The following is a 15,287-nucleotide window of genomic DNA, read 5'->3' on the forward strand; positions in this document are numbered from 1 at the left end:
TTAAACTCGCTGGAGGTCACCTCGGTCCGGCTAAAGACCGGGTGACGGCTCATGCCTTATTGGCATGACGTGTTGCCTCGACCGTGCTTGCGCAGGTACGAGGCGAGGGCCACGTCACCACACGTTATTGCGTGTTGCGTACAATCCAGTTTTCAAGGACCGAGCCGAAGGCTTGCGGCAGACACTCCTGCCATTCCTTCGTTCTGTCATCTCGCCGTCTGTCCGGGCCGCTTTCGCGGCGCCGTTCCTTGCGGCGAGGTCGGTTGTTTTAGAGCGTCTCGTTCGCTCTGTCAACCTTTTTTTGCTTCCGCTACGCTGGATCTTCCTTCCAGTTTCGCTTCGACATCCCTTTCGCTTGGACTCCGCTTACCTCTTCGGCTTGCGTTTTCCTCGCGATCCAGCGCCTTCAGGGTTTGCCCTCCAGCGCGTCGGGGAGGCGGACTTTACTCACTCCGTTCCGCCTGTCAAGCACCCCGTTTCTTTTTTTTCGTCTTACCGTTCTCTCTATTGAGGGACCGGCTGAGACATTTGGCCCGGGGGGCCTGCCCCGTCTCGCCCTGGATCTGTCGTCCCGGGCGCGTCGGGGAGGCGGAACATACTCCCCCCCTCAGGCCTGTCAAGGAAATCGTCCGGAGGGCTTTGGATCTCTGCTGTTCGGTTGCCCGGCACACCGGGTGGAGCCAGGATCCGCCCTCCGGCTCACCTCGATCGTTCCTGCGAAGGCCGCATGAAAACCGCATCCAAAGCCCTCGGAATCCTGCTCCTCGTCGCCTCTGTCTTCGGCTTGGGTTTCTTCCTCGGGCGCTCGCGCCAGCTCCCGCCTTCTCCTCCTTACGAGCTCGCGCCCCCCGCCGAGCCCGCACCTCCACAACCGCCCATCCCCGAGGAGCTCACCGGCGACGAGCGCCGCGACATCGACGTCTTCCGCCGCGCTTCCTCGGCCGTCGTGTTCATCACGAGCATCGCAGTCCAGCGCAACCTCTTCTCCTTCGACGTCATGCAGATCCCGCAAGGCACCGGCAGCGGCTTCCTCTGGGATGACGCCGGCCACGTCGTCACGAACTTCCACGTGATCCAGCAAGGCGACCGCTTCTCCGTCACGCTCGCCGATCAGTCGGAGTGGGACGCGAAGGTCGTCGGCACGGCCCCCGAAAAAGATCTCGCCGTTCTTCAGATCGAGGCGCCCAAACAAAAACTCGTCCCCCTGCCCGTCGGCCGATCCCGCGATCTGCTCGTCGGCCAGCGCGTCCTCGCCGTCGGCAACCCCTTCGGCCTCGATCACTCGCTCACGGTCGGCGTCGTCAGCGCGCTCGGCCGCGAGCTCACCTCGCCGATCGGCCGAAAGATCCGCGACGTCATCCAGACGGACGCTGCCATCAACCCCGGCAACTCCGGCGGCCCGCTGCTCGACTCGAGCGGCCGCCTCATCGGCGTGAACACCGCGATCTACAGCCCGAGCGGCGCATCTTCAGGGATCGGCTTCGCGATCCCCGTCGACACGGTGGCCCGGCTCATCCCCCAGCTCATCGAGAAAGGACGCGCTTCGGTCGCCGGGATCGGCGTGCAGGTGAGCCCGACGCTGGATCGCGCCGCGCGCCGCGCCGGGATCGAAGGTGTCGTCATCTACGAGGTGATCGAAGGCTCGCCCGCGGAGAAGGCTGGGCTCGAGGGCGTTCGCGTGGCCCGCGGCAAGCGTGTGGTGCTCGGTGACGTGATCGTGGCCATCGACGGCAAGCGCGTGCGAACGAACGAAGAGCTGCTCGATGCGTTCGATCACGTCGGGCCGGGCCGCCAGGTGAAGCTCTCGGTGATCCGTGAAGGCAAGGAGCGGGACGTGTCGGTGGAAGTCGTCGCGATGTGACGCGCGCTCAAGCTGAGCCGCGACGACGACGACGGCCGAGGCTCAAGAGGAGGCCGAGCAACACCGGCGCCGCAGGACCCGGCGGCTCGTTCGTGCCCAAACGACATCCACAACCTTCGGCGTCCACCGCATCTCCGCTCCCGCCTGCACCTCCGCTCCCGCCCGCGCCTCCGCTTCCGCTCGCGCCTCCGCCCCCGCTTCCGCCTACGCCTCCGCTCCCGCCTCCACAGACGACCGTCGGCTTGATGGCCTCGGCCAGCTTCCATCCAGGGTTCGTGCCCGCACCCGCGTACGCGCCGCGGAAAGCGAAGTCCTTGCGGGGGCTGCCGTTGAAGTCGCACGCGTGCTCGGAGTCGTCCACGAACGCGGACGTGTCGAGCGGGCTCGTCTCGGCCTTGCCGGGCAGCGGGTAGAAGTCCATGTCGCCGAGAAGCATCGACGGCTTCTGCACGAAGTTCGCTGCATTCGCCGAGACGTCGACGAGGTTCGAGCCCGTGCCCATGCTCGGCCCGGAGACGGCCTCGTCCGCGAACACGAGGTTGCCCGCGACGAGATCCCCCTCGGTCGCCTCGCTGCCGAAGACGACGGCGCGCTTCGCCGCGTAAAACGTGTTGTCGTAGACGCGCGCGTAGAGGAGCGGGAAGCCGTCGTGTTGCGTGAGCCGGAGGGCCGTGTCCGCGACGTCGACGAAGACGTTGTCGTGCACGGAGACGCGGCCGGTCGCCTGCAGGAGCGACTCGCTTGTGTTGTGCACGAAGACGTTGCCGTAGATCTCCGTGAGCGCGCCCGCGCCCGGTCCGCTCGCAGGCGGGCCGCCGACGAGCAAGTTCGGCCGCGCGCCGTCCGGGCTCGGCTTGTCGTCCTTGAGGAAGACATTGTGCCGGAGGATCGTGCGCGGCGCGTCGACGCTCGGGAGCGCGGCGTGCGCGGGCCAGGCGTTCTGGTTCTTGATCTGGATGCCGTAGCCGATCGTGCGCTTGACGAGGTTGTACTCGATGACCGCGCCCACGAAGGGATCGGCGTAGTTCGAGTTGCCGAAGTACATGCCCGTGCCGGCACCGTCGATGACGTTGCGACGCACGATCCAGCCGTGGGTCGGGGTCTTCGTGGAGATGGCCACGGTCTGCTGCGAGCCGCTCTGGCCAACGAAGGAGCAGCCCTCGATGCGCACGTGGTGGACGACGTTGTTCGTGCCGTTCTTGGCGCTGACGCCGAACACGCCGGGGATGCCCTTGCCGTCGACGGTGAGGTTCTCGATCGCGACGTACGAGGCGTTCACGAGCTCGACGGTGTTGCAGCAGGCGTCGCCTTCGAAGATCGCCGGCGCGCCGGAGGCAGGGCCGCGGACGGTGATCCACGCGGCGTCGGTGCCATTCAGATTCGTGATCGGCAGGCCCTGCGTGTACGTGCCCGGGGCGAGGACGAGCGTGTCGCCGGGCTTCAACGTGTCGAGGAGGTCACGGTAGTTCGACGGATCCGCGCCGATGTCGGCCGCGTCCGCGACGGCAGCGGCGAAGAAGATCGAGAAGAAAGCTAGAGAAGCGTGGCGCTTGCGCATGGCCCACATCGTACATGCGGGCCTCAGCGACGATCCGATCGACCACGACACGACGAACGTGCTCGGTCTGGACGGGCGTGGATCCCGAGAGCGCTTCGCTGAACGCGAGGCCCCGCATGCTACGCTCGGCGGAAGCACGATGACTACGTTCGCACGCATCGATCGAGGCGAGGGGCGCGCGGCTTTCGCGCGTCTCCACGGGGACAGGCTCCGCTTGCTCGCAGGCGCGCCCTGGGAACGAACATCCGAGACGGGAGAGGAAGTGCCGCTCGCCGGCGCGCGCCTGCTCGCGCCGGTCACGCCCTCCAAGATCGTGTGCGTGGGCCGGAACTACCGCGCGCACGCCGCCGAGCTCGGCAACGACGTCCCGGTCGAGCCGCTCCTCTTCTTCAAACCGCCCTCGTCGATCATCGCCGCGGACGAGACGATCGAGCTGCCCGAGGAGAGCAGCCGCATCGATCACGAGGCCGAACTCGGCGTGGTGATCGGGGCGCGTTGCCGTCGCGTCTCCGAGGAGCGCGCGCTCGACTTCGTCTTCGGATACACGTGCGTCGACGACGTCACGGCGCGAGATCTGCAGAAGAAGGATGGCCAGTGGACGCGGGCAAAGGGGTTCGACACCTTCTGCCCCACGGGCCCGCTCCTCGTCACCGGGATCGATCCGAGCGCGCTCGCCGTGCGTTGCCGCGTGAACGGGGAGATCCGACAGGACGGGAACACGCGCGACCTGATCTTCTCGATCACGCGGCTCATCGCGTACATCAGCGGCGTCATGACGCTCGAACCCGGGGACCTCATCGCGACCGGGACGCCGCACGGCGTCGGTCCGATCGCGGCCGGCGACGTCGTGGAAGTCGAGGTCGAAGACGTGGGGACGTTACGAAATCCGGTCCGCCCGCGCGGCTAGGCCGCCGCTCTCTTGGCCACGCGGCGAGGGCGCGGACACAATGAGAGGCGCGATCCGCGATGCCCCTCGATCCTCCCCGCCCCGACTCCGTGCCGCCGCTCGCCTCGACGCTCGTCGAGGCGCCGCAAACGCCGCGCCTCGGACGGCGGGCGCTGGCCGAGGCGGCGCTCGTGGTCCTCGCGCTCGGCACCGCCGCGACGCTCGTCCTCTCCGTCACCCTCCCGCCGCAGCGGCACCTCACCGCGCGCCGGCTCGCGACGTTCCTCCCCGCGCCTCCGCCGCCTCGCACGCTCGCCCCGGACGATCTCGACCAGGAGCCCGAGACGCTCGACGCGCAACGCGCGCGCCTGCTCGACCGCATGCGCGCTGGCCTCGGTTTGTCCGAAATGCAGATAGACGCGGTCCGCGCGATCTTCGACGCCTCGCCCGTGCTCGGCCAGGGCAACCCTGCGATCTCGCGCCACCCGATGTCGCGCTCGGAGTGCCGGCGCGTCCGCCTCGAGGCCGGCGTCACGGAGGCGAACGTGCCCGCCTGCGGGGCGCCTTCCATGGTGCCGCTCTACGATCATTCGTCCGGCCAAACGGCGGAAGGCGCGCGAGTCTGCATCGACCAGCTCGAATTCCCGAACCTACCGTGTGAATACCCCGTCGTGCACGTGCGCGCGAGCGAGGCGGCGGCGCTCTGCCGGGCCGTCGGCAAGCGCATCTGCGACACGCACGAATGGGAGGGCGCCTGTGCGGGCGCGGTCCGGACGCCGGAGACCGAATACGAATGGGGGCGGCCCCGCGCCGAGGCGACCTGGTACCACAACTACAAACGCGAAAAAGTATGGGCCTACGGCGCCGCCCGAAACCACGCCCTCTGCGGCACGTCGAGCAGCCGCACCCCCGGTTGTCCAGGCGGCGGCTACGACCAGTGTGGCTCGAATACCTATCCCGCCGGCGCCTTCCCGGCTTGCCGGAGCCCGCTCGGCGTCTTCGACATGCACGGCAATGCCGCGGAGCACATGAACCTGCCCACGTTGCCCGAGGAGCTCGCCGCGAGCGGCGGGCTCGGCTTCACCGAAATGAAGGGGAGCTGGTTCGTGTTCGCCACGATCGAGGCCCACGAGGACGATTGCCGCTGGCGCGCGCCGAGCTGGCACGAGACGCGCCTCGGCAGCGAGAACAGCCACGCGAATTATCACCTCGGCTTCCGCTGCTGCAAAGACATCTAAAAGCCGAAAGCCTGCCGAACGCAGAATCTCCCGAAGGGCAGCCCTTCCCGCCGCTCCGCCTCGGCTCCCGCGTGCGTCGACGTGGCGTCGCGCCTGCTCCGCAGTACACTCGACGGTACAGGAAACGGGACCGTACCGAGGGAGCCCTCGGCGCCGCCTGATCGGTTCAATTGCCGCATCACCGGAAATTCGCCCTTGCCGCCGAGACGCCCAGGCACGCGCGTGCCGAGCACACGCATCTGCATATCCTGGCGAAAGCGGCGAGTCGACTCGTCCTCTGCGACGAGCCGTCGGACCTGCTCGGATCGCTCTTCGAGGAGCTGGCGAACGACCTCGGCGTCGAGCTTTACTTCAATTTCCTGGTCGGCGAAGCGCCGGATACCCTCGTCCTCGAGTCGGCCGGGGGAATCTCGCCCGAGGACAGGCTCAAATATCGGCAGATCGCGTTCGGCCAGTACATGTGCGGGACCGTTGCCGCGACCCGCAAACCCCTCATCGCCCTGGACCTCCAGCGCTCGAACCTCGAGCCCGGGGCGGACCTGAAAAAGGCGGGCGTGCAGGCCTATGCGGGATATCCGCTCATGTCCCACGGCCGCCTGCTCGGCACCCTGGCGTTCGCCACCACGAAACGCCCGCGCCTCCACGCCGACGAGCTCCAGCTCATGCAAATGCTCAGCGATCAGGTCGCGGCCGTGCTCGAGCGCAATCGCCTCGTCCGGAGCCTGCGGACGAGCGAAGAGGCCGCGCAGCGCCACCTCGCGCTCCTGCAAAACGTCTATTCGACCGCCCCGGTGGGCCTTTGTTTTCTCGATCGGAGCCTCCGGTACGTACACGTCAACGAGACGCTTTCGCGCATCACGGGGCGTCCCATCTCCGAGCACCTCGGCCGTACGCTCGGGGAATTCATTCCGGATGCCACCCCGTTCAAGGAGCTCTGCCAGCGGGTCCTCGCATCGGGGCAGGCCGTCACGAATTGCGAGCTCCGCCATGCGCGGCCCGAGGGTGATCGGCATTGGCTCGTCAGCGTCCATCCCGTGCGCGACGAAGCGTCGACGTTGCTCGGCATCAATGTGGTCGTGCAGGAAGTCACCGAAAGAAAACGCGCCGAGCAGGCCCTCCGCGAGAGCGAGCAGGCCCTCCGGGAGGCCGATCGCCGCAAGGACGAGTTCCTCGTGATGCTGGCCCACGAACTGCGAAATCCCCTCGCCCCGATTCGTACGGCCATTCAGGTCCTCGACATCACGGGAGGCGACGCGCCGGACGTCGTGCGCACGCGCGAGATGATCCAGCGGCAGGTCACACACATGGCCCGGATGATCGACGATCTGCTCGACGTCTCGCGCGTCGCCCGCGGCAAGATCGAGCTGCGCAAGGAGCCTTGCAGCCTCACGCGGATCGTCCGCCAGGTGGCCGACGATTATGGGCCGGCGTTCCGGGGCAATGGCATCGAGCTCTGCGTCTCCCTGCCGGACGAGCCGGTCTGGACCCTGGGAGATCCCACGCGCCTCTCGCAGGTCATCGGCAATCTCCTGCACAACGCGCTCAAATTCACGGACGCGGGCGGACAGGTGCACGCTTGCCTCGTCCCGGATCCGGCGACGAACACCGCGACGATCGTGGTGAAGGATTCGGGCATCGGCATGGAGCCCTCGATGATCCCGCGCGTCTTCGAGACCTTCAGCCAGGCCGATAGCAGCCTCGATCGAAAGCGGGGCGGCCTCGGCCTCGGGCTCTCCCTGGTGCGGAGCCTCATCACCTTGCACGGCGGATCCGTCGAGGCGCACAGCGCGGGCCCGGGGCGCGGCTCGACCTTCCGCGTGCGGCTGCCGCTCTCGTCCGCGCCAGAGCGTACCACCGGACAAACGGAGGCCACCCGGCCCGTCTCCCGTGCGCGCGAGGAGACCTTGCGGGTGCTCGTGGTCGAGGACAACCGCGACACGGCGGACATCCTCAAGGAATTGCTCATTCTCCTCGGGTATCGCGCCGAGGTCGCGTATACCGGTCCTTCGGGGCTCGACGTGGGGCGCAAGCTCGCGCCGGACGTGGTCCTTTGCGATCTCGGTTTGCCGGGGATGGACGGGTATGCGCTCGCGCGGGCGCTCCGGGCCGATCCGGCGACGGCGCGGGCGTACCTCATTGCGCAGACCGGGTACGGCCACGCGGAGGATCGCCGCCGCGCGCGGGAAGCAGGCTTCGATCTTCACATGACAAAGCCGATCGACCCGACCGAGCTCGAGCGCATCTTGTCCTCGGTCGCGGCGCGCGCTTAAAACGTCCGCAAGCCGATCGTCACGCCGGGCCAACCGAACACGGGGCTCGGGGCGGTCAGATCCAGGCTCCCGCTGTCGTACGGGGCGAGCAGGGCGTCTTCCACCGAGCGTGCATTGACCACGGTGTAACTCGGGCCCGCGAAAACGCCGAGGCGCGCGCCGATCTCCAGGGCGGCGACGACACGCGCCTGCGCGAGGAATGCGGTGGGAGCGAGGCTCGGCGTCTCGTGCAGCGAATAGCCGAGGAGATCGACGTCGACGGAGAACCGCTTCGAGAGTTGCACGTGTCCGCCGAGGCCCAAGCTGAACACGAGGCGCCGCTCGGCGCCCACGACGCGCGTGCCGATGCCGTAAATGTTGTGGATGTAATCGCCGCCGTGCTCGATCCCGGCCATCACGATGCCCGTCTCCTGGCCCCAGAGATCGATGTGCAGACGGCCGCGACGGACGATGTTGAGCAGGCCAAACGAGAACGTGGAGCGGTCCGCGTAGTTGACGAGCCCGATCTGCACGCCTTTGACCGGGCTCGTGGCCACGTTGACGACGCCGAGCTGGATCCCCGACACGGCGCCCGCGATGTTCAGCACGCCGAGCTGCGCGCCGACCACGTCGCCGGCGATGTCGAGGGCGCCCATTTGCACCCCTTTCACCGGGCCCGCGACGATATCGATGCTGCCCATTTGCAGGCCGCGCAGAGAGGAGGCGAAATTCAATCCGGCCGCCACCTGCACGCCGCGCACGGGGCCGGCCACGATGTTGGCGAGGGCGGTGAGCTGCGCGCCGCAAGCGAATTCGCGCTCGATGTTCAGACCGAGCCCGAGTTCGAACCCGTCGAGGCCCGTGCCATATCCGGCCAGGAAGTTCGCCGAGAGGTTGTGCACGACGTTCGACCCCCGGCGCGTCGACGTGCCGATCCGCGGAAGCGCGTTCGCGCCCGCAAAAAACTGCGTGGCGTCATGACGCCAGCAAGGCGCGAGCTCTTCGAGCGAGGGCGTACGCGTCGGCGTCGTGGGAGGCTCGTCCGCAGGCGCAGGCGCGCGCGCAGGCGTGGCCTTTCGTGGCGCGGATTCGCTTTTGGGCGCCGCCGCCTTCGCGGGCACTTCCTGCGCCGGAAGCTCGTTTTTTTCCGCGGCGGGAGGCTCGACCGGTGCCTCGCTCGGCGCCTCGCTTGGTGTCTCCTCCGGCGGCTCGCTCGGCGCAGCCGTGGGTTTGTCCTCGGACCGTTTGCCGAGGAGCGCCGCGAGTTCGGCCGCCTCGTCGCGCGCGAGGTTCCCCGCGAGCAGGGCCAGCGTGTCCGCCGCGCGCTCGGCGTCGTCCGGAAGATCGATCGTACGACCGACGATCGCGCCCTCGCCGTCGGCGCGGTACGTCAGCTTCACGCGCCGCCCGCCCTCGCCGCGGAGCACGAACGAAGCTTTCCCTGCCGGCGCCGCGCCCGAAAGGACCACGGTCTTGCCAATCTCCCGGCCAATCGCCGCGCGCACGGCTTCCGGATCGACATCCCACGGCAAACCTTCCACGACGAGGACGACCGCGCTGCCCGTCGGCTCCTCGGCATGCGCCGCGAGGCTATACGTGGGCACGGCGAGCGGGCCCGCGGCGAGCAAGGAGACGCGGAGCGCGAGGAGAATGGCGCGCGAGGCCCTCGTGGCGGCGTCGTTTCGGTTCATCGCGGACTTCGTGCCCGGAGGGGACCCATTCGTTCTTTTGACGCGCACGATTCGACAGGAATCAAGGCGTGGGGCCGCGCATCGCGTCGAGCAGCGCTTTCGCCTCGGCCTTGCGGTAGCCGCCGAAGGAGCCCGACGCGAAGAACTCCAGCGTCCGCTCGGCCTCGGCCGTTCGTCCGAGCCGCACGAGGCAAAGCGCCCGGTTGTAATGGGCCTCGGGCGCAAACCGGCCGCGCGGCGCCGCCCGCAAATAAGCGTCCCACGCAGCGAGCGCGCCGGCCGGATCCCGCGTGACGAAATGGGCCTGATGGGCGGCGCGGTACAACGCGTCGTCCGTGTCGACCCGAGGCGCAGGCGCTGCAGCGGGAGCTTCGACGGCGGCCGCTTCGGTCGGCGCGCTCGGCTTGGGAGACGACGCGGCTGCGACAATTTTGGGCGCTGCAACCGTTGGAACTCCCACGGTCTCGGCAGACACGACAGGCGCCTCATTCGGCGGAACCTCGGGCTCGACCGCCTTGGCCGCGGGCGCTTCCGCCTTGTCCGCAGGCGCTTTCACCGTGACCGCAGGCGCCGCGTTTTTCGCGACAGGCCTCGCTGCGGATGGATTCGCGGGCGCCGTCGCGGGCGCCTCCTCTTCTTCTCGTCCGAACCCGAGATCGTGCTTGAGCTCGTACCAGACGCTCGGCAATCGGTGCGTCGCCTCGGCCCACGCGACCGAGCCCACGAGCACGGCCGCGAGCGGGACGAACACCCGGATCGCCGCGAGCTTGCGCGCGCGACGCGACTTCAGCGTGGCGAGGACGCGGGCGCGCGTCTCAGCTTCGCGGCCCTTCGATGCCTCGGCCTCTTCGCGGAGCGCGCGGGTGGCGGCGCGGAGCATGTCGTCCTTCATCGGCTCTCCTCCTCGTCGAGCAGGGCCCTGAGCTTCTGCTTCGCGTGGAACAGGCGCGTGCGCGCCGTGGCCTCGGGCACGCCCATGATCTCGGCGGCCTCGCGCGCGCTGCGATCCTCGACCTCGCAGAGCACGAACGCCACACGTTGCGGGACGGGGAGCTGATCGAGGGCGCGGTCGAGCGCGCGGGCCAGCGCGGCGCGGCTCACGTCCCGCTCCGGGTTCGGCGCGTCCGGCAGAGGCTCGCGGCCGAGCCGCTCCAGGGCCACGCGGCGGCGCGCGGCGGAGCGGAGGTGATGGCGGGCGTGGTTCACGGCGATCGAGACGAGGAACGTCTTGAGCGACGACTCGCCGCGGAACCGCTGCGCCGCGCTGGGCAAGCTGACGAACACGTCGTGGACGAGGTCCTCGGCTGCCGCGTCGTCGCCGGTGAGGCGGCGGGCGAAGGCGCGGACGGTGGCGTAGTGCTCGTCGTACACCTCGGCGATCGCAGAGCTCTCGCCGCGACGCAGCCGCTCCACGAGCTCCTCCTCGACCCGGGCGGCGCTGGCCGTGGGGCGCGAGAAAAAGAGAGGCGCAAGCAAATCGAGGGCCCTCATCGCCCCTCTTCGTGCCCGCAACAAGGGCGTTCGTTCAAGCCCCCACGTCGATTTCGTGCCCCTCCGGGCGATCGTACCCGCGCGGACGGACCGCGGGGGTCTTCGGTTCGTGTCCTCTCGTACAAACGGAAAAGAATTGAACGAACGGCGCGGGACGGGGCACCCACGGACGAATCGACAGGAGGCGCGTGGTGACGTGCCTTCGTCGGGACAAACCTACCACCGTTCGAGGTGACGAATGATGACGCGTCGCGCGGCCCATGCGTGGGCTCTCGGGTTGTTTCTGTCCATGGTGACGGTGACGGGCGGGTGCTACATCGAGCACGGCAATGGCCCCTGGGACGATGAATGGTCGGAGGGGACCGGCGGGTACGGGCCGGCGGGCATCTGCAACGACATGTGTGATCACCTCGCCGGCTGCGGGGCGATCGACGCCGACGCGTTCGCCGCGTGCATCGATGGCTGCAATGCCCAGCACGCGTCGACGCCTTACCTGGTGGAGACGGGCTGCATTTGCGTGATCGAGGCGGGGTGCGTGGATCTCGACGCCTATGCATGTCCGGGCGCGCCGCTGCCCCCTCCGCCCGGCAACGGCGGCGAAGGCGGCTACGGCACCGGCGGCGGCAGCAGCGACACCGGCGGCTACGGCGGCGGCGGCGTCGGCGTCGGCGGCAGCGGTGAAGGGGGTTGGTCCTCGGTCGAATGCGAGGCGGATTGTGATTGTGCGGGCGGCGCGTCGTGCATCGACGGCGCATGCAAGGTCGCCTGCGTGGCGTCGTGTGAATGCCCGACGGGCCAGAGCTGCGTCGGCGGATATTGCGAGGCCCCGCCGGCGCCGCAGCTCCCCTGCCAGGTGGATTGTGATTGCCCGAGCGGTCAGGTGTGCAGCGCGGGCGTTTGCGCGGGGGATTGAATTACGAGTTTTTCTCGCCCTCGTCGTCCGGGAGGTTTGGCGGAGGAACGAAGCCCGGCGGAACCCAATCCGGCCGCGACGGACCTGATGCGGGAGGCACCGGCGGCATGGGCGGGGGGCCGAATCCGTACCCCTGCGGCACGGGCGCGTTGGCCGGCAGCGGCGGCGCGCCGTATCCCGGAGCGGGCGGCGGGCCGCTCGATGGATCCCATGGCGGAGGGACAAGCGGAAATGGCGGCGGCTGCTGCCAGAATTCAGGCGGTGGAGGCGGCGGGCGGTTCTCCTCGGTGGCGCCCAAGAACCAGGTACACGACACGCAGGAAAGGTCCCTGAGCGAATTCGGGGCGCCGCACATCGTGCACAGTCGGGTCGCAGTGGACATGATCGGAGCCCTCGTTCAATCCGTCCCGGCGTCCTGGCTGCCGCCCGCGCCGCCGTCGCCGCCTGCGCCGCCGTCCCCGCCCGCGCCGCCGTTGCCTCCCCCGCCCGATCCATCGATCGGCGGAACGCCATAGGCCGCGGTGACCACGCAGCCCTCGGCCGCCGCGGCCGCGAGGGTCAGACCGAGCAGGAGCGCGGCCGCGCTGCGCAGCGGAGCGCCGCTCTCGCCGCGCAGACGAGCGCCGCAATGAGGGCAATCGTTCTCGGTCGATCGCGCATGACACCCACAAGCCGAACAGAGCACGAGCATGGGAGGCATGGATGTCATCGTCGCAACGACCTGGCAGCCTCGTCAAGCGCTCTCGTGCCCCGCGACACGAAAGCACGAACCGGTTAAGCTCGGCGCCCATGGCCGATCCTCGGATCCCCCCGACGACCCCCGCCCCCCGCGCGCGCAGGCCCGAGGACGGCGACGCGCCGATCCCCCTCTTCGCCGTCTGGGAGCTGACGATGAAATGCGACCAGCCCTGCCAGCATTGCGGGTCGCGCGCGGGCCACGCCCGGAACGCCGAGCTCTCGACGGACGAGGTCTTCGAAGTCGCCGACAGTCTCGCCCGCCTCGGCTGCCGCGAGGTCGTGCTCATCGGCGGCGAGGCCTATCTGCGCGAGGACATCCACGCGATCGTCGGCCGCCTCGCCCGGCACGGGCTCCGCGTCATCATGCAGACGGGCGGCCGCGCCATGACGGTCGAACGAGCGCGAAAGCTCCGCGACGCCGGCCTTACGGTCCTCGGGGTCTCCGTCGACGGCACGGCGCCGATTCACGACGAGCTCCGCGGCAATCGAGGCAGCCACGCCGCCGCGATGCGCGCGCTCGACGCGGGCGCCGCCGCCGGGCTGCTCCTCACCGCGAATACGCAGATCAATCGCCTGAACATGGGCGTCTTGCGTGAGGTCGCCACGGAAATCCGCGCCCGCGGCGTGCTCGCGTGGCAGGTGCAGCTCACGGTTCCCATGGGCCGCGCGGCCGATCGGCCCGAATGGATCGTCGAGCCGTGGCAGGTGGTGCCGATCATCGACACGCTCGCGGCCCTTCAGCGCGAGGCGGCGATCGAGGACCAGGGCAAGGGCTTCATCTTCGACGTCGTGGCGGGCAACAACCTCGGCTATTATGGCCCGCACGAGGCCCTGCTCCGATCGCGGCCGGGCGGCCAGGAGGCCTACTGGAGCGGCTGCCGTGCGGGCATTTCCGGCATCGGCATCGAATCCGACGGGACCGTGAAAGGCTGCCCCTCGCTGCCCACGGCGCCTTACGCGGGCGGCAACGTACGCGCGATCTCGCTCGACGCCATCTGGGAGCACGGGGAGGCGCTGAAGTTTTCCCGCGAGCGGACGGAGGACGAGCTCTGGGGGTTCTGCCGGACCTGTTATTTCGCCCCGTATTGCCGTGCGGGCTGTTCGTGGACGACCCACTGCACGCTCGGACGGCGCGGAAACAACCCGTTCTGTTATCACCGCGTGAAGGAGCTCGAAAAACGCGGCGTGCGCGAACGGATCGAGAAGCGGAAAAACGCCCCGCAACAGCCCTACGACTTCGGCCTGTTCGAGCTCGTGGAGGAGCCGCTCGGCGCGGAGCCCGCCGGTACGGAAGGCGGCGCGCCGCGGCGCAGGTTGCCGATCGCTTCCGATTGATCTGCGGCCGAAGGCTGCGCCATGTGGGCCCTCATCGACGAGGTTCTTCGCGGATCAGCCCCGCGAGCGCGAGCCATTCGAGCATCGTGCGGAGGATCCCCTCGTCCCCCACGCCGGCGCGTGGATTCGTATAGCTCTGCACGTGGCTCTCGTGCCTGCGCATGTCGTGCCCGACCTGGTCGAGGAGCACGAGAAGCGATCGCCCCGGGGAAGCGCCCGCGATCTCGTCCGCGATCATCCGGCCCTCGTCCGGCGGGATGGCGTGATCGTAACGGCCGTGCAGCACGAGCACGGGCACGGTGGTCGTCCTCCACAGCGCGGGGAGATCGAGGCGCTCGATCTCCCGGAACAACGAGACGTGCCGGCCGAACATCGTCTCGCCGTGGCACGAGGGCCCTTCGAGCCACGCGAGCTCGGGGCGCGCCGCGAAGACGTCCCGCGGGAACATACCTTCCCGACAAACGCTCACAAGCATCTCGCTCCACGCGGCGACGTGTTCTTCCAGCGCCTCGCCCTCCATCCCGGCGAGGCTCCCCTGGAACCTCGCCGCCCGGACCCTACAATCGACCCATTTGCGCGAGGTCGTGCCGAACACGGCGACGCCACACGCCCGTGTGCCCTCGCCCGCGAGGAGGGGCGCGATCATCCCCCCGAGGCTCTGGCCAAAAAGCACGATCCGCCCCACGCGCGGGTCGTTCGCCAGGGATTCGAGCGCGGCCCGGGCCCCCTCCACCTCGTCGAAGAATCCCAGGGTTTGGCAGGGCGGCCCCTCGCTGTCGCCCACGCCGCTGCGCTCGACGCGCATCGTGGCAATCCCCGCCGCAGCGAGGCCTTCGAGGAGCCGTCGCATCGGATCCTCGGGGTCCTGCGAGAGCTCACACGACCCTGTACCCAGGCCCGAAAGAAAGAGCATCCCCGGGAAGGGCGGCTTTCCGGAGGTCGGAATCGCCAACAAGGTCCTTTGCCGCCACGATCCCCGCACGGTCACATGTCCAAGACAAACCTCCGCCCCCGCGATATCCTCGACCGGCAGCGGCGTGGCTTTGCCCGGGAGCGTCACGCGCGCGCCGTCCCGCACGATCTCGAAATGGAGCGGCGCGCCGGGCACGAGGCCTCGCACGAGCGCGACGAGCGCGCGCGGCTCGGACACCGTCGCGCCGCCCAGCGAAAGCAGGCGATCGCCCGCGCGCACGCCCGCGAGCGCGGCGGCCCCGCCTTCGGCCACCCGCACGACCGGGAGGCCCTCGGAGACACCTTCCGCAGGGCGCGCCCGAAGCTCGAGTCCGAGGAAGGGTCTTCGGGGGAGCGCGTCGTCTTGGTACATTCC

The 15,287-nt window shown here is 69.1% G+C and carries 12 protein-coding genes; 6 read left to right on the forward strand and 6 right to left on the reverse strand.

Translation table 11 applies throughout. From position 1 onward, the window contains the following. Positions 1-727 precede the first annotated feature (727 nt). Positions 728-1,861, forward strand: a complete 1,134-nt coding sequence (locus QHF89_RS41020; protein WP_136971525.1) for a S1C family serine protease — start codon at positions 728-730, stop codon at positions 1,859-1,861. A gap of 7 nt (positions 1,862-1,868) precedes the next feature. On the opposite strand, the gene QHF89_RS41025 is transcribed toward QHF89_RS41020, so the two are convergent. Next, positions 1,869-3,419, reverse strand: a complete 1,551-nt coding sequence (locus tag QHF89_RS41025) for an MYXO-CTERM sorting domain-containing protein (RefSeq protein ID WP_284721594.1) — start codon at positions 3,417-3,419, stop codon at positions 1,869-1,871. Positions 3,420-3,558: 139 nt separating this feature from the next. Between QHF89_RS41025 and QHF89_RS41030 the strand changes: the two genes are divergently transcribed. From QHF89_RS41030 to QHF89_RS41040, 3 genes are all read left to right on the forward strand, one after another. Further along, positions 3,559-4,326 (forward strand): fumarylacetoacetate hydrolase family protein, encoded by a 768-nt coding sequence (locus QHF89_RS41030; protein WP_136971523.1) that lies wholly within the window; start codon positions 3,559-3,561, stop codon positions 4,324-4,326. 59 nt (positions 4,327-4,385) lie between these two features. After that, complete coding sequence (locus tag QHF89_RS41035) at positions 4,386-5,543, forward strand: SUMF1/EgtB/PvdO family nonheme iron enzyme (protein ID WP_136971522.1); 1,158 nt, start codon at positions 4,386-4,388, stop codon at positions 5,541-5,543. Positions 5,544-5,713: 170 nt separating this feature from the next. Continuing rightward, a complete protein-coding gene (locus QHF89_RS41040; protein ID WP_136971521.1) occupies positions 5,714-7,813 on the forward strand; it encodes an ATP-binding protein in 2,100 nt (699 codons plus the stop codon). Here QHF89_RS41040 and QHF89_RS41045 read toward each other — a convergent pair. The 3 genes from QHF89_RS41045 to QHF89_RS41055 all read right to left on the reverse strand — a co-directional run bounded on the left by QHF89_RS41045 (position 7,810) and on the right by QHF89_RS41055 (position 10,974). Further along, positions 7,810-9,483 (reverse strand): LA_2272 family surface repeat-containing protein, encoded by a 1,674-nt coding sequence (locus tag QHF89_RS41045; RefSeq protein WP_136971520.1) that lies wholly within the window; start codon positions 9,481-9,483, stop codon positions 7,810-7,812. The genes QHF89_RS41040 and QHF89_RS41045 overlap by 4 nt on opposite strands. A 61-nt stretch (positions 9,484-9,544) precedes the next feature. Further along, positions 9,545-10,375 carry a hypothetical protein gene (locus QHF89_RS41050; RefSeq protein WP_136971519.1) on the reverse strand — a complete coding sequence of 277 codons (831 nt, stop codon included), beginning with the start codon at positions 10,373-10,375 and terminating at the stop codon, positions 9,545-9,547. Beyond that, positions 10,372-10,974 (reverse strand): RNA polymerase sigma factor, encoded by a 603-nt coding sequence (locus tag QHF89_RS41055; protein WP_136936197.1) that lies wholly within the window; start codon positions 10,972-10,974, stop codon positions 10,372-10,374. Before QHF89_RS41055 ends, QHF89_RS41050 begins: the two co-directional genes overlap by 4 nt. A 238-nt stretch (positions 10,975-11,212) precedes the next feature. Between QHF89_RS41055 and QHF89_RS41060 the strand changes: the two genes are divergently transcribed. Then, positions 11,213-11,887 (forward strand): hypothetical protein, encoded by a 675-nt coding sequence (locus QHF89_RS41060; protein ID WP_136971518.1) that lies wholly within the window; start codon positions 11,213-11,215, stop codon positions 11,885-11,887. Positions 11,888-12,284: 397 nt separating this feature from the next. Here the strand turns inward: QHF89_RS41060 and QHF89_RS41065 are convergent, their stop codons facing one another. Beyond that, positions 12,285-12,587: a hypothetical protein gene (locus tag QHF89_RS41065; RefSeq protein WP_136971517.1), complete on the reverse strand. Its 303-nt coding sequence runs from the start codon at positions 12,585-12,587 to the stop codon at positions 12,285-12,287. A gap of 89 nt (positions 12,588-12,676) precedes the next feature. Here QHF89_RS41065 and QHF89_RS41070 point away from each other — a divergent pair, with 89 nt between their 5' ends. Continuing rightward, entirely contained in the window at positions 12,677-13,960 is a 1,284-nt protein-coding gene (locus QHF89_RS41070) for a radical SAM/SPASM domain-containing protein (RefSeq protein ID WP_136971516.1), read from the forward strand. A gap of 31 nt (positions 13,961-13,991) precedes the next feature. Here the strand turns inward: QHF89_RS41070 and QHF89_RS41075 are convergent, their stop codons facing one another. Beyond that, entirely contained in the window at positions 13,992-15,284 is a 1,293-nt protein-coding gene (locus tag QHF89_RS41075) for an alpha/beta hydrolase (protein ID WP_284721595.1), read from the reverse strand. Between the last annotated feature and the right edge of the window lie 3 nt (positions 15,285-15,287).

It is taken from the genome of Polyangium sorediatum (genome assembly GCF_029946465.1).
GTDB lineage: Bacteria > Myxococcota_A > Polyangia > Polyangiales > Polyangiaceae > Polyangium > Polyangium fumosum.